This is a genomic window from Salegentibacter maritimus (assembly GCF_016236915.1).
In the GTDB taxonomy this organism is placed as follows: Bacteria; Bacteroidota; Bacteroidia; order Flavobacteriales; family Flavobacteriaceae; genus Salegentibacter; species Salegentibacter maritimus.
In genome coordinates this window covers 101,038-119,248 of record NZ_JAEHOK010000003.1, presented here as the reverse complement: position 1 = coordinate 119,248, position 18,211 = coordinate 101,038, and the positions used below count along the sequence as shown (strand labels likewise).

At 35.7% G+C, this 18,211-nt stretch carries 13 protein-coding genes; 2 read left to right on the top strand and 11 right to left on the bottom strand.

Features of this window, described 5'->3' with window-relative positions; all coding sequences use genetic code 11:
* Positions 1-152: 152 nt before the first annotated feature.
* The 11 genes from cas9 to I6U49_RS03745 form a co-directional block, all read right to left on the bottom strand.
* Positions 153-4,418: a type II CRISPR RNA-guided endonuclease Cas9 gene (gene cas9 / locus I6U49_RS03795; protein WP_198627633.1), complete on the bottom strand. Its 4,266-nt coding sequence runs from the start codon at positions 4,416-4,418 to the stop codon at positions 153-155.
* A 518-nt stretch (positions 4,419-4,936) separates the two neighbouring features.
* The gene (locus tag I6U49_RS03790) at positions 4,937-5,158 is read right to left on the bottom strand and encodes a hypothetical protein (protein WP_193711156.1); all 222 of its coding nucleotides are present in this window, start codon (positions 5,156-5,158) and stop codon (positions 4,937-4,939) included.
* Between the two features lie 4 nt (positions 5,159-5,162).
* Positions 5,163-5,480, bottom strand: a complete 318-nt coding sequence (locus I6U49_RS03785) for a rhodanese-like domain-containing protein (protein WP_198627632.1) — start codon at positions 5,478-5,480, stop codon at positions 5,163-5,165.
* A 2-nt stretch (positions 5,481-5,482) separates the two neighbouring features.
* A complete protein-coding gene (locus tag I6U49_RS03780; RefSeq protein ID WP_198627631.1) occupies positions 5,483-5,770 on the bottom strand; it encodes a rhodanese-like domain-containing protein in 288 nt (95 codons plus the stop codon).
* 529 nt (positions 5,771-6,299) lie between these two features.
* Positions 6,300-7,676 carry a TolC family protein gene (locus I6U49_RS03775; protein ID WP_198627630.1) on the bottom strand — a complete coding sequence of 459 codons (1,377 nt, stop codon included), beginning with the start codon at positions 7,674-7,676 and terminating at the stop codon, positions 6,300-6,302.
* An 8-nt stretch (positions 7,677-7,684) separates the two neighbouring features.
* The gene (locus tag I6U49_RS03770; protein WP_198627629.1) at positions 7,685-9,052 is read right to left on the bottom strand and encodes an HlyD family secretion protein; all 1,368 of its coding nucleotides are present in this window, start codon (positions 9,050-9,052) and stop codon (positions 7,685-7,687) included.
* Positions 9,053-9,054: 2 nt separating this feature from the next.
* Entirely contained in the window at positions 9,055-10,719 is a 1,665-nt protein-coding gene (locus tag I6U49_RS03765) for a peptidase domain-containing ABC transporter (protein ID WP_198627628.1), read from the bottom strand.
* Positions 10,720-10,880: 161 nt separating this feature from the next.
* Positions 10,881-12,158 (bottom strand): Kelch repeat-containing protein, encoded by a 1,278-nt coding sequence (locus tag I6U49_RS03760; RefSeq protein ID WP_198627627.1) that lies wholly within the window; start codon positions 12,156-12,158, stop codon positions 10,881-10,883.
* A 315-nt stretch (positions 12,159-12,473) separates the two neighbouring features.
* Positions 12,474-12,626 (bottom strand): SsrA-binding protein, encoded by a 153-nt coding sequence (locus I6U49_RS03755; RefSeq protein ID WP_198627626.1) that lies wholly within the window; start codon positions 12,624-12,626, stop codon positions 12,474-12,476.
* A 278-nt stretch (positions 12,627-12,904) separates the two neighbouring features.
* Positions 12,905-14,287, bottom strand: a complete 1,383-nt coding sequence (locus I6U49_RS03750; protein ID WP_198627625.1) for a M56 family metallopeptidase — start codon at positions 14,285-14,287, stop codon at positions 12,905-12,907.
* A gap of 2 nt (positions 14,288-14,289) precedes the next feature.
* Positions 14,290-14,655, bottom strand: a complete 366-nt coding sequence (locus I6U49_RS03745; protein WP_193711147.1) for a BlaI/MecI/CopY family transcriptional regulator — start codon at positions 14,653-14,655, stop codon at positions 14,290-14,292.
* A 132-nt stretch (positions 14,656-14,787) separates the two neighbouring features.
* Here I6U49_RS03745 and I6U49_RS03740 point away from each other — a divergent pair, with 132 nt between their 5' ends.
* Both I6U49_RS03740 and I6U49_RS03735 read left to right on the top strand, forming a co-directional pair.
* Positions 14,788-15,735 (top strand): calcium/sodium antiporter, encoded by a 948-nt coding sequence (locus tag I6U49_RS03740; protein WP_193711146.1) that lies wholly within the window; start codon positions 14,788-14,790, stop codon positions 15,733-15,735.
* Positions 15,736-15,857: 122 nt separating this feature from the next.
* Positions 15,858-18,044: a glutamine synthetase III family protein gene (locus tag I6U49_RS03735; RefSeq protein ID WP_198627624.1), complete on the top strand. Its 2,187-nt coding sequence runs from the start codon at positions 15,858-15,860 to the stop codon at positions 18,042-18,044.
* The last annotated feature ends 167 nt before the right edge of the window (positions 18,045-18,211 follow it).

Sequence of the window (18,211 nt, the reverse complement as noted above, 5' to 3'; positions counted from 1 at the left end):
TCTATTATAAATATGATAGGAGCTTTCGGGATTTAATATTGCTTTTTTGTCTTGCATATTATCAACTTTTATTTGTCGAATTGAGCCCTGGCAGGTTTTCTAAACCTGCCAGGGCTGGGCTGGTTCTTACCAAAGAAAATTTTCATCACCTTTTAAAATTTAAATTTTATTGAACCATCCAAATTCATTTCAAAATCTTTTTTCTCAATTGCAAAATTCCAGTTACCAGCCGTTAACCGCATTAAGGGTTGTTTCTCAAAGCTTCCATATGCCGAAGCCTCTTTATAACCTTTTGGTAAGTTTTTTGTAATATCTGTATTAGCTCCTGAAATCAAATGATGTTTGAATTTTATTTTATTTGAATCGGCCTCAAATTGATACATTTTATACATTCGTTCAGAAAGTTCTTTTTCGTTAAGCTCTTTTAGTTCCTCCAAGCTTTCTTTATAAAAGATAGCTTTTTGTCCTGATGTTAAGATAGCATATAAAGGCAGTTCGGCTTTTTTCTTCTGAATGGAATTGAAATGTGGGATTTCGAAAAATTCTTTTTCATCATTAATGTCTAGTTTTGCTAAATCAAAAATGCCCACAATATTAATAGCTCGTTCTTCTTTTCCTTTGATTTCGCCTTTGTAAAATAAGCAGAATATATTATCTCCTCTTTTAGCTATGGTTGATTGTTTATAATCTTTATCGGAAGAAAAATCGTGTATATGTGGCTTAACTGAACTATTATAACTTAGCCCCTTAAAGAAACAACGAATATGTCTAATTTTATTGACTTTTTCGCCTTTTTTATCTAACATATAGATGCCTTTTGCTAAAGCATCTTTAAAACTTCCTGCCTCTTCAACTTGTTTTGCTATCATTTGAAACAAGGCTTTGTCAACAATTACTTTTTTAATATCAGCTAATTTTTTAAAACCAGGTGTATTGTTATCTTTTGCATAAACCAAAGGTTTTCTAATGACAAGTTTAATTTCATCTTCTAAAATCATTTTCTTTTTCTCATCAAACACGATGGTATTATCTTCATTACGTTTGGCTTGTTTTATAGCACCATAAAATGATTCCTCGTGTAATTGTCCGCGAATAGTGTCACCTTTTGCCCATTTTGGTTTGCCGTTTTCTTTTTTATCAATTTTACCACGTTTTCTTACCTTTTTAAAAGTTGGGGTTAAGGTGCGTTGCTCGGTTAAATTATTGATAAGGGTTTCTTCTTCAATTTGCTTAATGTAATAGGGTTTAAAATCATCCCAATCTATAGGTTGTTCATGATAAGTTTTAGCAGTATGATTATCTTTTGCTAGATGATATTCTTTTAAAATCCGCTCTCGGTGAACAGGTTTTGGAATAAGCGTTAAAATGGCTGCATCTACAGAATGATGACTGTGTTTGGTTCGGTCTTTTTTCTCACCAAATAATTTTACATTGTAAATCTCTTTAAAATCATTTACTACATTTCCTTTTTGTACTTCTACGCGATTAAAGACCGTTCGTAAATATGGAACAGCATATTTAGTCATAATTTGAGTATCCCGTAACTGACTGTTTCTCCAACTGGCTTTATATTCTTCTACGGTAAAGGTTTGCAGTTTTTGTTTTAAATAATCTAATTTGAATTTTAACAGGTGTCGTTGCTGAATTTTATAATCTTTAGCGTCTTTGTTATCTATATAACTCAGGTTTTTTAAACCATCCAACTGTTTTTCTAAATCAGCTATTTTTGCCCATTTTTCAACGGTGATTTCTTTTTCTACACCTCTTTTTTTAACTTTCTTTTTGTAAAAAGTACGTTTCCCAAAAATACTTTCGATGTTTTTTATAACAGGCTCCATGTGTTTTCCATTAAAGGTTGAAGCTTCTTTATAATTATCGAGTTGTGAAGGATATTTTTTTCCTTTAATGCGATTATTAAAATCTTTATTAGCCAGACTTAAATTTTTCAACTCACTATCAAAACTTATACTTGCAGGAATGGTATGTTCAATATCGTAATATTCGCCATTAAGCACATCGCACATATTAATGGTTTCACCTGTGTAAAGGCATTTTTTATCTTGTTCTTCCCAAAGGCGAATTTTCCGCAATAGTGATTTATCGTTAACATCAAAACTAGTTTTACATTCTTTATTGATTTCTTCAATACGCTTTTTGAAAGTCTCATTTTCTCGTTCACGTTCATTTTGCCATTTCTCAAGAGCTTTCCGGTAATTGGCGTTGTTCAATTCTCGGGCAATTTCAACCACAATGCGTGTGTGTGCGTCAATTTGTTGGGTTTGCAACAAAAAATTCAATAACTGTTTAAGCTTATGTAAACTTTTTAGAGCCATTGGGTTTTTAAAACCTTTGCTTATAGGCTCAGGATCTCCCAATAATTTTAAAGAAATCCCTTCGGTTTCGGCAGTGGGATTTTTATGTAAAAAGCGATCAAGCTCACTTTCTTTAATGTAAAAAGTTTTATTCTTTAAGCTGACTTCTTGATATTCTGAAGCATTGGGGTATTTTTCTTGTTCAGATGGATGCCATAAAAACTTGATGTTTTCATCAGGAACCTGCTCTGGATAATGCTCCTGGAGATAAGAAAAAATCTGGTCATGAATTCTGGGCTGCTCCATAAATCCACTTTTTTTGGCTTGCAGTGGTTTTTGTAAAAAATCTTTAAAGTGCTTTTTTACATAATCTTTATATTTATTTTGAGTAGCTTCATCTGTTTCTTTCCAGGTTTTTTCGCCTAAATTATCGATGATTTTCTGCTGAATTAAATTTAAATCAGAGGCATCCAAATCTTCATTTTCCGAAAGGTGATAATCGCCTTCAGCAATTAATTCTGTCCTAAAAAGACTGTTAAGCACATTGTTTAGTTTTTTAGCTGTGGAAGCATTTTCATAAATACCATCAATTTCATTGGCAAAATGATTAATAAAATTTTTGGATATTTCGGGGGTTCCCAAAACCTTTTGAAGGTTGGCCATATAAACTGCTTTAGGGTAAATAAAGCCTTTTTGAAGGTAAGGAATGATTTTCTTTACTGCTGAAAGACTAAGCGTTGCATAACCCTGTTGTAATTTTATTTTTGAAAATTTCTCAGCTTTTTCTTCAGTAAGTCGTAGTTTTTGTGTACCAAAATCTTTAAGTTTTTCTTCATTATCAAAAGTGAATAAAACGTGCCAAATATCTTCAACTGAATAATTATTGTTTTGTTTTTTCTTGGGTTGAGCTTGGCGCTCAAAAGAAGTCTTCCAATTATAATCTTCTTTCCAATTTTCGCCCAAAACATCTTGTAGTTTTTTCAGCAGTTTTGCCGATAGAGCTTTAGTGTCTGGTCTTTCACTGAATTTAGAATGAATTTTTGCACCATCTCTATTAATTCTATCGAGAATGGTTTTTAACTTAAAATCGTTACTGCTTTTTAAGAACAATGGATAAATTTTCTCATTGAGATAATTTTCAATGGATTCTCCTTCTGGAGCTTCAATTTTAAGGTTATTAATGAATACCCATGTACGATATTCTTCATAAAGCGGATGACTTATAGGTGCTCTTCGTTTACTTTTTTCATAAGTGCATAAGCCAATCAAACCTTTTTGAGTTCGTAATGGGCGTTGCCAAATAATGGCTTTGTGCAACTTTTTATAATCACTTTCGCTTAAATTCTGAACACGGCAAATTTCTTTTAGTTCATTTTCATAATCTTTTCGCAAATTGTACCGTTGACGAATCCTTATCTTTTCGTAATCTGTAGAGTGGTCTCTTTGGTAGTAATAAAGTGCCGCACCTAAACTTTTATATTCTTCGATATATTCAGCAATAGCATCCCTGCCTTTTACAGTACCATCTTTTGAGCCTTTAAGCATTGTTTTGGCTTCTTCCTCATCACGCCCTTTAAAACCACGTCGTTGAACTAGTTGATAAAAAACACGTCCTAAAATCTCTGGGTTTTCTTGAAATACTTTTTTGTCTGTAGTATTTTCACTAATTACTTTTGCCCTGAATAAATAATAACTCTCGTGTTTGTCACCACCCAATAAATGAAAATCGGGTTTTCCGTCGCCATTAAAGTCAAATCTCAGCCAATTAATAAATTCTTCTGTTTGAGGATATTTGCGTTTGTCTTTTCTGGAGTATTTTCGCCATTCATTTAGCTCATCAATAGTAAGCGGACACATTTTATTTTCAATCAAGAATTCCAGTAATTCCCATTTTCTATATTTTTCAGCCTGATAATTTCGACGCTTACCACGGCTTTCGGTACGTTTTCTAACTTTAGGAAATTCAATTCCTTTTTCTTCACCAACACCTTTGTCAAAAATAAGAATCCCATTTTTTATAATTTGATTTTCGAATGCTGAAATATCTCTAATTGCCCATCCAATTGAATTTGTGCCAAGGTCAATTCCTAAAGTTAAGTTGCTCATGAATTATTTTATTTTTATATTAGTAATCTGAAAGCAATTCATAATAAGGCTATAAGCCGAAGAAAAATCTTAAATCCTGCGTACTCCGTGGGATTTTTCTTTTTTATTGTAAATTAATTTTTAGTGTTGGTTTTACTCTTAGGAAAGTAGGGTGACCTAAATGTGTATAACATAATTACTAAAAATAAGTATAAAAACCTATAAAAAATAGGGGAAAACCCTTAGCTGGTATGTGGAAGCCAGGTTTTTGTAACCAGAAAAGATTTATTGCTTTTAAAGTTCCTCTTATATTGAATTATAAGGCTAGCGTAGATACAGGAAGCTTTTTTATAGTATTTTGGGGGGCTTGTAGGAGAAAGAAATTTGGTATACCTGGTTTTCTAAAAGCGTAAAAGCATTAAGCCCGCCTGGTGGCGAGCAATTATTTTGACTCTATAATCCAGATTTAATCCTCTGAGACCTGCCTCGTAAGCAAATCATATTTTCAAATATTCATGCTTTGTGAGCTTGTTCTAAAGTTATTTACTAATGTGTTTTTCTTTATGAGGAACTTCACAATTTCCCGTAGAACAATTTCCTGCTGCACAGGCAAGTCCAAAAAGACCCATTGCAGCCGGCCAGGCACCAAGGGCTATACCAATCCATTGGCCTTCTAAAGCACTTTGTATCATTACCAAAATGCCAATAAATAAGTAGGCAGCCCGAATCCAGGTCCAGCCGCTCGTGATTCTTGTTTTCATAAGCTTAAGAAATTTTTTCTTGAAGCCGAGCCCAACTGCCGCCGTTGTATACCCGGGTAAAGCCGTTAGACTTTAAGAGATTTTTCGCAGAAGCACTGCGCATTCCCGATGCGCAACAGGTTATAATGGGTTTATCTTTGTCTTTTAAACTAGTAAGGCTTGTACCTAAATTTTGTAAAGGCATGTTTTTAGATCCTTTAATATGCCCACCTACAAATTCTGCTTTGGTTCTTACATCTATTATTAGTCCGCCTTCTTCCAAAAGCTCATTATAATTGGGTGCAGGTTTAATGCCTAATAGTTGTTTAAGTTTTGCAATCATATTTATACTTCTTGCTGAGTTAGGTAATTTACTTCCAGCCAAGAGCCGCCATTAATACAATCTATGCCCTGCCTGCTCAAATAATTCGCTGCCTGTCCGCTTCGGTTTCCCGAGGCACAGCATAAAATTAAGGGTGCTTGCATTTGTTTTAGTTCATCTACTCGGTGTGGAATTTCATGAAGCGGAATATTAACCGAGCCGGAAACACTTCCGCCCATAAATTCCTGGTGCGTACGAACATCTACAATGCTACCGCCGGTACTTTTGCTTAATTCTTCTTTTGTGCTCATCATCATTATTTTTAAATAAATAATTTCTTGATTTTCAGTTGCAAAACTAAGCTTAAAGCCCGTGTATTACAGTTACTTTTGTTACATAAAATTCTGTAAGATAGAGGCCTATACTTATAAATATTTTGTGGTGCTATGATACTCATCAGGTTCTTACTGAAAAGTTGGATATTCGGGAGCCAGCAACCAAAACAATAAAATGAGTTCCCTAAAACCTTACAACAAGGAAGTTTTTTAAATTGAATTGAGTACAATCTTTTGAAGTATGCTATGGGAAGTAATAAAAATAGGCAACCCGGTTGTGGTGTTAGTTTAAAACCCTTAGATCACAAATATTAAGGGATGAGATACAGTAAGGCTTGTTGCTGTATATTCTAGGCTAATAGCCTGGCTTATCTACATATTTTTAAATACCTTAAATAATAGCAGAAGTAAATTACCTCTTGGCAAGCCTGGGAACATCAAATCCCGTTTTTGGGATAAGTATTGAATTCATTAGGCTTTTTGGTAACTTTAAAAATTTTGAATTCTAGGGTAGGGCATTGCTACCAAGTGCTTGTAGGTATTCGGCCTGGGTTTTTAAAAACTTTATTTGAATATCTAATTGCTTCAGCCTGGATTCTATAAATTTATTTTCGCGAGTGTTTATAAGAAAGATTGAGCTTTCGCCAAAATTAAATTTTCGTACTTCGGCATCTAATAAGGTTTGCGTATCAGCTACCATTTGCTTGCTCATGTCTATTTGCTGTAAAAAAGCCTGAAGCTGCTGCTGCAAAGCATTAACTTTAGCCTCTAGCTGATTATTTTTAAGATTAAGTTCCAGCCTGGCATCCTGTAACTCGTATTCCGCAATTTTAAGATCTCCACGTTCTTTTCTTAAAAATAAAGGCATAGAAACTTTTAAACCGGCCTTATAGGCATCGGCATTAAATGTTTCAAAATTTTCGGGTTCTTCCGATAGAAAATTATACTCAACATCTACCTTCGGTAATAACTTATTAAAGCGATAGCGTTTTTCTATTTGTAGCGCTTTTATTTTTTGACGATAAAAGGCCAATTGTGGGTGGGTTTCAAAATTTAATTCAGGAATTTCCGCAAGTAGGTCTCCTAAAATGACATCTGTATTTACCGGTGCCACACCATTTTGTAAAAGTAGGGGTTGATCCTGGCTCCATAAATAGGTAGAGAGTTTTAGCCTCGCTTTCCTTAGCTCTACTGCCGCCTGGTTCATCTGCAGTTTGCGCTCTTGTATGTTAAGCCTCGCTTCAACAGTATCTATTCCTGCAATATCGCCGGTTTCTGCACTTCGTTTAACCCCACGGTAGCGTTGGTTTGCATTGCTTAGGAAATCTTCAAAAATTGCCAGTTTTTCGTGGGCTTGTAGCCATTCAAAATAACTAAAAGATGCCTTTAGAAGAATATCATTTACTAAGAGTTGTTGTTCAGCTTTGCTTTGTGCGTTATATGCCTGGGCTTTGCGTAAACCTGCCATTCGGGAGTTTATCCATAAGCCTTCACCAAGGGATAAAATTACTCCTGCTTGAAAAAGTCCGGCCTCAGGGACTTTGTTTTGCGGATTTATATAAGTACCCTGGTTTTGCTCAAAATTGCCCTTTAATTTTAGGCCATACCACATAGGTACTTGCAATTGAGCATCTAAAAGTTTGTAGTATTCGGTGCCTTTGTATTGTTTTTCTTTATAATCTACCACAAAACGCGGATCGAAACCACCTCTGGAAGTTTGAACCCTGGCATCGCCAATTTCGCTTACAAGATTTGCCTGTTTCACCACAGGATGCTCACTAATTACCTTTTCTAAAAACTCGGTATAGCTTAAGTGCTCTGTTTGTGCCCATGCCTGGGAGCAAACAAAAAACAACATTAATAAATAGTGTGCTAAACGCATTTTTTATTCTATTTTTTAGTTTTGCTCTTTACCGGTTTCTCTTGTGGGCTATCATTTGGCGCATAATAATTTGGGGGGAAACCATTTAAGTTTCGCCATATTTCGTACCAAATAGGTACGTTTTCTAACAGAGCAATAGTTTGGGCTCCACTTCCAATACCTATTTGTTTTGGCCACGGGTTATCATTTGGATTGGGGGCTAGTAATACGCGGTATTTACCGTTGGGAGAAATATAGTTTTCTACTGCTACTACTTTTGCACTGTAAGTACCATAGGAGAGGTTTGGCCAACCACTAAATATAATTGCAGGCCAGCCGTCAAATTGAACCTGAACTTCTTCGCCAACGTGAATTAAAGGTAAATCTAAAGGTCTTACAAAAGTTTCTACTGCCATTTGGTAATTTGAAGGCATAATACCTACTAATTGTTCGCCCTGGGAAAAAGTTTCGCCTAAACCTGCGCGCAAAGCTTTATTAACATAACCATCTTGCGGAGCAAGGATATAATATAATTTACTGCGCTGCTCGTAATTGGAAAGTTGAATTTCAAGTTTGTCTACTTCGGCCCTGGTGCTAAACTGATTGCCTTTGGAAGTGAAAATTTCCTGCCGGGTTTTTGAAATTTTATCGGCGTATTCGGCCTTAATCCTATTGATCTCAATTTCGGCATTTATCACTTCATTTCTACTGGATAATAGCTGATTTTGCTGGGCAATTAATTTAGCTTGCGCTTCTTGAAGTTTTAAACGTTTGGCTTCTAATTCGGTTAACGATTTTAAGCCCTCTTGCTGAAGGGTTTGTGTGCGCTCAAATTGCGTTTGGGCAATTTCTACCTGTGTCTCTGCCGCTTCAAGTTTTATACTGTCGCTAACTACCTTTAAACGGGATTGCTCCATTTTATTAATAGCCTGATTACGCTTTAATTCCCTTTCGTTTTGCTGGGCGGCCAATTGCTCTCCTAACGCAGCAATCTTTTCATCGTAAGTTGAAGCCGATTGGTTTTTAGCAGCAATCTGGCCGGAAGTTCTGCTTATAAGATTAGGGTCAAAATAGTCACTACTAACTTCCGAAATTTGTAGAATGGTATCTCCTTTATTTACAAAGTCCCCCTCGTTTATATACCATTTTTCAATACGCCCCGGAATTGGAGATTGTATGGTTTGCGGTCTGTGCTCTGGGCTTAAGGTAGTAACATTTCCGGTAGCTCTAATATTTTGTGTCCAGGGTAAAAAGAGAATAATAACAAATACAACAAAAAGACCAATAAGTACTTTATTGAATATTGTGTAATGTTTTCTAAAAAATACAAATTTCCCCGATTTGGAATCAGTGATGTCTATTCGTTCATTTAATTTTTCTTCAGAAATATTCAGCATAACTACAGGGATTTAACGATTCTACCTTCCCGCAATTCTATGCGTGTATCGGAAACCTCTGTCCAAATCTCATCGTTACTGGCTACTATAAGGCTCCATTTATTTGTAGGCTCAGTTAAAAACTTAAATATTCTTTTCTGTTCCCGGGGTTCAAATTTTTCCAAAGGTTCTTTTAGGATTATAATTGAAGGCTTCCTAACAATGGCACGGGCCAAAATGATTCTTTTGGCTATTAAGGTAGAAAGATACCTACCTTCCGGATGGATTTGGGAAAAGATTCCATCGGGTTGGTCTTTTACAAAATCTTTTAGTCCCGAATGTTCCAGTGCCCAGTCTATATCCTGATCTGAGATAGAGGTATCTCCAAAGGTTATATTTTCCCAAAGGCTGCCTTCAAAGGGAATTTCATCGGGTAGAACGGTACCCAAATGTTGCCTGTATTCATTTAAAACCAGTGTGTGCCTTGCAGTGTCATTAATGTAAATTTTTCCGTTGGTAGGGGTGAAAATACCTGAAATAAGTTTTAAAAGACTGGTACGTCCATTACCAGCAGGCCCAGTAATTAATAAAGTTTTTTGCGCTTCCAGGGTGAAATTAATTCCTTTAAGAACCGAATATCCATCAGGTTCAAAGGCTACGTCTTTTAATTCTAACTTAATTCCATTGGAGATGTCTACAGAGTTTTGATTTTCAAAAGCTTCCAGTGGTTTGTCTACTACCTGCCCAATCTTTTCAAGTGAAGTTAGGGTATCATAAATATCTTCTAAGCCCCTAATTAATTTTTCTACCGAAGAAATTATCAATAAAATAATGATTTCGGCGGCTACAAATTGTCCAATATTCATTTGTTGATTTAGCACCAAAAGTCCTCCAATAGCCAATAATCCGCCTGCCACAAGGATTTTGAAGACAATTAGTTTAACATACTGCATTTTTAACACCCCAAAATGGTCTTCCCTTTCTTTCAGGTACTCTGCAGTTAATCGGTCGTTTTTTTCTATTGCCAATTTGCTCCTTCCTGAAATTTTAAAGCTTTTTAGGTTTCTGGCTATTTCCTGTATCCAATAGGCAACCTGGTACTTGTTTTTAGATTCGTCCAGGCTTGTTTTTAAACCTTTTGCTGCCGTAAATTTAAAAACAAGGTAAAGTAGTAAAACAAGCAATAATCCATATAAGATAAAGAATGGGTGGTATAGGGAAAGCAAAGCTACGCCCAGTATAATTTGAACTGTTGCTGCGGGGAGGTCTAATAAAATTTTACTTACACCTTTTTGTACAGTAATGGTTTCAAAAAAGCGATTTGCTAACTCGGGAGGATAAATATTTTGCAATGCTTCACTTTTAATTTTCGGAAAACGATAAGCAAATTCAAAGCTAGACCTTGTAAAAATCTTTTGCTGAATATTTTCTGCCAATCTAAGCTGTAGAAGTTCAAAAACACCAACCATTCCTACGGCAAGGGTAACGAGGATAACCAAAATAACCCAGCTGGTGCTTACCCTACCTCCCTGGATAAGGTTTACAATAGCTTGTATTCCTAAAGGAACGGCCAGGTTTATTAAACCGGCGAGAAGAGCATAAAATAGTATATGTTTTACATCACGTTTATCTAATTTAAGTAGGTTCCAAAGTCGTTTTACGCTTGTGCCTGGTTTGGTTTTATTCATTAAGTAATACTATAGAGATCTATAAATTATATGTATTTTAATTGCAAAAATAAATTACAAAAAAAAGTTTATTGTAACCCAGGTTAAATTTTAACGATTATTTTAAGACTTGTTTGCAGATGAAAAAAAAAGAGCTCGGGTTAGCCGGGTTAAAAATCACTTTAGTTTTTAATGCTTAAATTAATAACAGTAGCTTCTTTTCTACCAGCTCTTAAAATGTTAAGCTTTCCTTGGTTTTGATTAGTCTGCTGTATTTTTAATTCAAATGTTGAGCGGGGCGCTAATACAAATGGTAATTTCTTTGGATTTAAAATTTTAAAACTATCACTTATTTTAATTTCTGTAATCACTATAGCCTGGTTACCTCCCTTATTGGAAATTTGTAAGCTCTTAGTTTTTTCTTTTGAAAAATCAAGTTCTAGATCAGAGGCTTTTAGATTTCCAGCCAATATGGCTTGCGTACTAAAATTAAGCTTGTTATCTGACGAAAATATTTCGAAGCTGTTCAACTCAGGGCCGCCACCCCGACTTCCACTGCCGGCACCAATTATAATTTGTTGGTTAAGACTTATGGCCTGGGTTCCGTGCCTTCCCTCGTTTAAATGAGGCAAACTGCTCCAGCTTGCTTTAGATAGATTAAAAACCTCAGCTTCAGTATGCGCAGTTTCCTGTGTGTCGCTTTCTCCTCCTATAATTACAGGCTTATTATCTATCACTCCAATGGAAGTGCCTGCCCTTGGGGTAGGAATAGGTGTAGTAGAGGTCCACTTTTTTGTTGAAAAATCATAAATATCAGTGGGCTTTACGGTTCCTGCAAAGCCGTTACCGGCTACACTTCCCGATTTTCTTCCGCCGGCAACAAACAGCATGTTATCAATAATTGCAGCTTGAAAATGATCTCTTTCGTTGGGCGAATCTGGAAGCCTGTTCCACTGGTTTTTATATAAATCGTATTCATCAAACCAGTTTACCCAACCAGAGGTATGCCCGTTTGTAATACCATTTATCAGATAGATTTTTTTATCTTTTACAGCTACTCCCGCCGAGCCACGTCTACGCTCTTTGGGTATTTCGGGGCCTTTTATCCAAAGATCTTCCAGGGGATCATAAATATAAATATTGGGAATTGGCTTTTCGTTAGGCCAACTTCCGGTAAATGCTCCTAAAATATAAACAAGTCCGTCTACGTCTACAGCTTGCATATGGTGCATCTCTATAGGTGGTTGTGCAGCTTTTTTCCAGGTTTGGTTTTCGCTATTATAAACATCTATTGCCTTATTGCCGCGACCACCAATTAGAATAAAATGTTTCCCTGTTTGTACAAAAGCATTCTCATGGCGTTTATGGGCATTGGCATTGGTAGGAAGTTTTTTCCAGGATTGGGAATATAGACTAATAACCGAAAAGCAAAAAAGGCTAAGCAGCAGGTTTTTTTTCATCTTAAAGGGTTTATACTAGATATAAGGTGAACTGATCTAAAATTAGAATTGTATTTCTCAAATTATTCGATAATCAATACTTAATGCCCTGGGGTTTGCCTTAAAATCAAAAAATATTCCTATTTAATGTCTCGTTGTCTTTCCCTTGATAATTTCCTTTAGAGCTTAAATTTAACCATCAATATATAATTAAAACTTATTGGGTTTTAGGTCGATATATTTAGGCCTTTTTACATGCTTACTTTTAATAAAGCCCAAAAGCTTATACCGAAACTACGGATTTAGATTTTAAATGAGTTTAGAATTAAGTTTATTTTAATCTAATGAATTTCTTGTTACCCAGGATTTCCAGCCAATTATCGCCATTTGCACTTTACTGGCCTTTCTAAGGTCTAATTGCTTTTTGGTATAACTGGGCAATATCTTTTTATTGAGTTTAGAAAGAACTTTAAAAAATTTCTTTTTCATAATTGGTTGGTTTACTCGATAATCGAGATTCATTGCCTAAAGACCAGACTCAAAAAATATTTTAATCCTGGATTTAGCAGCTTTTAAAGAAGGCTTTACTTCAAATATATTGAAAATCGGTTAAAAGAAAAAGGCAGGGAATGAACCTGCCTTTTTATTGGCATCGCCAAAGGGTGAAATACCCCGAGGCTTGCCTCGAAATTAAAAATTTGTTTCCAACGAATGCCTCGTGGGCTTGCCCCGAGGTAGTTTACTCATTTTTCATATTAAAATTAGAGCTATTCTGTAGGTGTTTTGTCTTTCTTTTTAGTGATTTCAATTGCACCATTTTTAGCCTTTTTGCCATATTTTGCAATGGCTGCCTTTCCTTTTAAGACTTTTACGTTCTCAATATCTTTTGGTTGTAATTCATCTTCCATAAAACGCTTGTCTTTTGTTTTGCCATCAATAATTACTAAAGGAGAAACTTTTTCGTTTTTATTTATCTGAAAATTGTTTGTAGAATTACTTTTTTTCTCGAATCGCTGAAATCCCAGAGAATGTTTCTTCTTAGTTCCAGGAGCTTTCTCTTTAGATTTGTTTAAAACCTTTGTTGTGATAATTACCACGCCATCTTTGGCTTCTTCGCCATAAAGCGAAATTGCACTTTCATCTTTTAGTACTTTCATACTCAGTATAAACTTTGGATCAATAAGGTCTATGATTCCTTTTTTGGTTTTCTCGCCGTTTAAAATATAAATTGGGTCGCCCTGGATTTCTTTACCGGTTTTCACTTCAACGGGGGCTTCTTTATCAGTTTTTGCTTCAATTTTTACGTTGAATGTGAGCATAAAAGCAAGGATTAATGGAAATACAAGTCCTACTTTCCATACAGTTGGTTGTTGTGGTGATTTTTTGTTTAACATAAGAATTCGTTTTTTGATAAATGATTGATAAAAATGATTAGTAATGGCTGGTTGTAAATGAGTATTGGAAATATGTAAAAGTGCCAGTTGATATGATTTCTTTTCTCCCGAAACTGCTACCGTTTCCTTGTCGGCTATATATTCTAAATTTTGTACAATGCTTTTCTTATATAACCAGCTAACAGGGGTAAACCAAAGTAAAGCAGTAATAAGGTTGGCGACCATGGTGTCTAAAGAATGCAGTTGGGACGCATGAATTTTTTCGTGCAGCAAGATTATTTCAAGATCTTTTTTTGAATGTGATGCCGGATTGTATACAATGTATTTGAAAAATGAAAACGGACTTATCGCGGCTTCGGTTTCAATAAATTTAAAACCTTTGCTTTTATAATGATTACTATTTGAAATTACCCTAAAAACGCCGTATAGCTGTACAATTATTTTTGCACATAAACAGGCAGCTACCAATAGGTAAATGCTGCCAAGCACTTCCCAGATACCGAACCAGGCTGTTAGTTCTTTTGAAACTTTTTGAGTACTTAAAATGTTTTCGTTAACAGGGAAATTATTAGCTCCCGCAATTACTTTTCTGGTAAAATAAATAGAAGGTAAAATGACCGATGCCAAAATCCCGGCTATTAAAAACCTTCGATGGGTTGTAAAGCATGTGTCTCTTTTAAGTAAAGCTATATATACCAGGTAAAAAATACTTAAAATCCCGGCACTTTTTAAGGTATAGGTTATTAATGCTTCCATACCTATTGCTCTTTTTCTTTTTCTATAATTTCAAGTATTTCCCGAAGTTCTTTTGCACTAATTTTTTCCTCCTGAGCAAAAAATGATACCATACTTTTATAGGAGTTATCAAAAAATCGCTTAGAGGTTAAACTCATAATATGTTTTCTATATTCTTCTTTTGAAATTACAGGGTAGTATTGGTGGGTATTGCCATAGGCCTTATGTGATACAAAACCTTTGTCTTCTAAATGTCTTACAATGGTTGAGACAGTGTTATAGTGTAATTTTTGATCTTTAATTTTGGGTAATATTTCTTTTACAAAAGCTTTCTCTAATTGCCAGAGAATACGCATTACCTCTTCTTCTTTGTTGGTTAGTTTTATCATGCTATTGATTTTACTTATTTCAAATATAACGAAAAAAGTAGTTAGTCTACTAAAATAATAGTTTATTTTTTGATTTATGATGCTTTTAAGTGTAGCTAACAGGATTATTTTATCTTCGCAAAAAAAATATAGATGAGTATTATTTTTATTCTTGTTGGGCTTGTTTTGTTGGTAGTAGGTGGGGAATTTCTGGTTAGGGCTTCGGTGGCCTTATCTTTTAAATTGAACGTTTCCAGAATGGTTATTGGGTTAACGGTGGTTTCCTTTGCAACCTCGGCCCCCGAACTTTTGGTGAGCCTGCAGGCTGCACTTTCGGGCTTTTCAGATATATCTCTGGGAAATGTAATAGGATCGAATATTGCTAATCTAGGTTTAGTACTTGGTATTACGGCCATAATATCCTCTATTGCGGTAGATAGGGAGTTTTTTAGGTTTAACTGGCCTGCAATGATGCTGTTTTCAATTGTGCTTTATTACTTTTTAAGTAGCGGAGAGAATATATCTCGTTTAGAAGGTTTAATTTTATTTTTGGGACTCGTGGTCTTTTTATTTTTACTTATAAAAAGGTCTCGTAGAAAAACTGAAATAGCGGTAGAAGGTATAGATGATTCCTTAAAGCAAACTTCTAACTTTAAAATGATAATATGGTTATTAATTGGAGGGGTTGCGCTTTGGGGCGGATCTGAGCTTTTGGTAGATGGTGCCGTAGACCTGGCCACGATGCTTGGTGTGAGTGAAAGGGTTATTTCGGTTACTATGATTGCGATTGGAACTAGTGTTCCCGAGCTTGCTGCTTCTGTAATTGCTGCCTTAAAAAAGGAAAAAGCACTTTCTTTAGGAAACCTTATAGGTTCAAATATTTTTAATATTGCATCAGTTTTGGGTATTACGGCCATGATTCAACCAATCTATATTCAATCAGATCAAATACTTACCAGCGATATTTTTTGGATGATAGGAGTTGCTTTTGTAGTTGCTCCCCTGGCTTTTCTTCCAAAAAAGTTTCTTTTTAGCCGCTACAAGGGAATAATTTTATTTGTAAGCTATGTAATTTTTACGGGTCTTGCATTTTTGGGTTAAATTTAGGGGGGTGTATTAATAAAATCATAAAAATTTCAATCAATGGGTGGTTGTTTGGTGGGGTGTAGTGAAAAATATCTACATTTGTTTGCTGAAATTTAAAATTACCAAACAACACAGTCATGTCAACTTTAAGATTTGAAGCTTTAAAAGAAATTTTTAACCGAAAGCCGGTTAAGATAGAAGAACCGGCCCGAAGGTCGGAACTTTTTGGAACAAATGTGTTCAACGAAACCTCTATGAGGCAATACCTAACCAAGGAAGCTTACGAAAATGTAATGGAAGCTATTAAAACCGGTAAGAAGATTGACCGAAGAATTTCTGATCATATTTCTACCGGAATGAAAGAATGGGCTATTTCTAAGGGGGCAACCCACTATACCCACTGGTTTCAACCTTTAACCGGAACAACCGCCGAAAAACACGATGCTTTTTTTGAAACACAGGGCGATACAGGTGCGATAGAGAAGTTTGGTGGCGGTGCTTTAGTGCAACAAGAACCAGATGCCTCAAGTTTCCCCAGTGGAGGTATAAGAAATACCTTTGAAGCTCGTGGCTATACAGCCTGGGATCCTACTTCTCCCGCTTTTATTTGGGGAACAACACTTTGTATTCCTACAATTTTTGTGTCCTATACCGGTGAAGCCCTGGATTATAAGACACCGCTTTTAAGGGCATTACAATCTGTAGATCACGCAGCAACGGCTGTGGCAAAATATTTTGATAAGAATGTTACCAAGGTTACCGCTACTTTAGGTTGGGAACAAGAGTACTTTCTTATAGACTCGGCTTTGGCCGCTACACGTCCAGACCTTAGCCTGGCAGGACGTACCTTGCTTGGGCATTCGCCGGCAAAGGGGCAGCAGTTAGACGATCATTACTTTGGTTCTATTCCTTCCAGGGTGTTAGCCTATATGCGCGATCTGGAAATTGAGTGTATGAAACTTGGTATTCCGGTGAAAACGCGACATAACGAGGTAGCTCCAAATCAGTTTGAGCTAGCCCCAATATTTGAAGAAGGAAACCTTGCCGTAGACCATAACTCCTTGCTTATGGATATTATGAGTAAAATTGCCGAAAAACATAGCTTTAAGGTGGTTTTACATGAGAAGCCATTTGCAGGAATAAATGGTAGTGGTAAACACAATAACTGGTCTTTGGCTACAGATACCGGTACTAATTTATTGGCTCCGGGTTCAACTCCTATGAAGAACCTTCAATTCCTTACTTTCTTTATCAACATTCTTAAAGCGGTACATGATAATGAAGAGCTTTTAAGAGCGGGAATTGCCAGTGCATCTAACGATCATAGATTGGGGGCGCAAGAAGCACCACCGGCAATTATTTCAGCGTTTATCGGGTCGCAATTAACCGAAGTCCTTGATGAATTGGAAAAGGTTACCGATGGTAAATTGTCTCCAAAAGAGAAAACCGAATTAAAACTAAATGTTGTAGGTAAAATTCCTGAAATTTTACTTGATAATACCGATCGTAACCGTACTTCTTCTTTTGCTTTTACCGGTAATAAATTTGAGTTTAGGGCAGTAGGTTCTACCGCTAACTGCGGAAACCCAATGACTATCTTAAATACCATCCTGGCAAAGCAGCTCAACGAATTTAAGAAAGAAGTTGATGCCTTGATAAAAGGCAAGAAAATGAAGAAAGATGATGCTATTTTTAATGTTCTTAGAGAATATATCAAGCAATCTAAGAATATTAGATTTGAAGGAGACGGCTATGGTGAGGAATGGCAAAAAGAGGCAAAAAGACGTGGTTTAAGCAATAACAAAACAACCCCTCAGGCGTTGAAGGCTCTTATCTCTGAGAAAACCATATCCCTTTTTAGCGATTTAAAGGTGATGAATAAAATTGAATTGGAAGCCCGCCATGAAATTCAGCTTGAAGATTATGCAATGCGTATTCAAATTGAAGGTAGAATTTTGGGCGATATAGCCCGAAACCACGTAATTCCTACCGCGGTGCGTTACCAGAATATTCTAATTGAAAACGTAGAAGGTTTAAAGCATATTTACAACGAAGACTTTAAAAAACATTCTAACGAACAATTAGATCTTATTGAACAAATTTCTGCACATATTGCTAAAATTAACAGCGGTGTGAAAGCGATGATAGAAGCCAGAAAAGTGGCCAATAAAATTGATGATGCAGAAAAACGTGCTTTCGCTTATTGCGATGAGGTAAAACCTTATTTTGATGAAATAAGATATCACTGCGATAAGCTGGAACTGCTTGTAGACGACGAGCTTTGGCCACTAACCAAATATAGAGAGTTGCTTTTTACTCGATAATCTAGAGTTAATATTTTGTTAGCTTACTGCAGGTAATTTACCGGGTAAGTTGTTAAAATTAAATTGAAAACCACGTGTTAATGCACGTGGTTTTTTTGTAGAAATAGAAACTTGATTTGCCTAAAACCAGTATTTAAATGCTTCTAAATATTGCTGCGAATTAAAAA

Excerpts from the sequence above, each read along its gene's own strand:
- cas9 (WP_198627633.1), bottom strand. The coding sequence starts at position 4,418 with ATGAGCAACTTAACTTTAGGAATTGACCTTGGCACAAATTCAATTGGA.
- I6U49_RS03790 (WP_193711156.1), bottom strand. The coding sequence starts at position 5,158 with ATGAAAACAAGAATCACGAGCGGCTGGACCTGGATTCGGGCTGCCTAC.
- I6U49_RS03785 (WP_198627632.1), bottom strand. The coding sequence starts at position 5,480 with ATGATTGCAAAACTTAAACAACTATTAGGCATTAAACCTGCACCCAAT.
- I6U49_RS03780 (WP_198627631.1), bottom strand. The coding sequence starts at position 5,770 with ATGAGCACAAAAGAAGAATTAAGCAAAAGTACCGGCGGTAGCATTGTA.
- I6U49_RS03775 (WP_198627630.1), bottom strand. The coding sequence starts at position 7,676 with ATGCGTTTAGCACACTATTTATTAATGTTGTTTTTTGTTTGCTCCCAG.
- I6U49_RS03770 (WP_198627629.1), bottom strand. The coding sequence starts at position 9,052 with ATGCTGAATATTTCTGAAGAAAAATTAAATGAACGAATAGACATCACT.
- I6U49_RS03765 (WP_198627628.1), bottom strand. The coding sequence starts at position 10,719 with ATGAATAAAACCAAACCAGGCACAAGCGTAAAACGACTTTGGAACCTA.
- I6U49_RS03760 (WP_198627627.1), bottom strand. The coding sequence starts at position 12,158 with ATGAAAAAAAACCTGCTGCTTAGCCTTTTTTGCTTTTCGGTTATTAGT.
- I6U49_RS03755 (WP_198627626.1), bottom strand. The coding sequence starts at position 12,626 with ATGAAAAAGAAATTTTTTAAAGTTCTTTCTAAACTCAATAAAAAGATA.
- I6U49_RS03750 (WP_198627625.1), bottom strand. The coding sequence starts at position 14,287 with ATGGAAGCATTAATAACCTATACCTTAAAAAGTGCCGGGATTTTAAGT.
- I6U49_RS03745 (WP_193711147.1), bottom strand. The coding sequence starts at position 14,655 with ATGATAAAACTAACCAACAAAGAAGAAGAGGTAATGCGTATTCTCTGG.
- I6U49_RS03740 (WP_193711146.1), top strand. The coding sequence starts at position 14,788 with ATGAGTATTATTTTTATTCTTGTTGGGCTTGTTTTGTTGGTAGTAGGT.
- I6U49_RS03735 (WP_198627624.1), top strand. The coding sequence starts at position 15,858 with ATGTCAACTTTAAGATTTGAAGCTTTAAAAGAAATTTTTAACCGAAAG.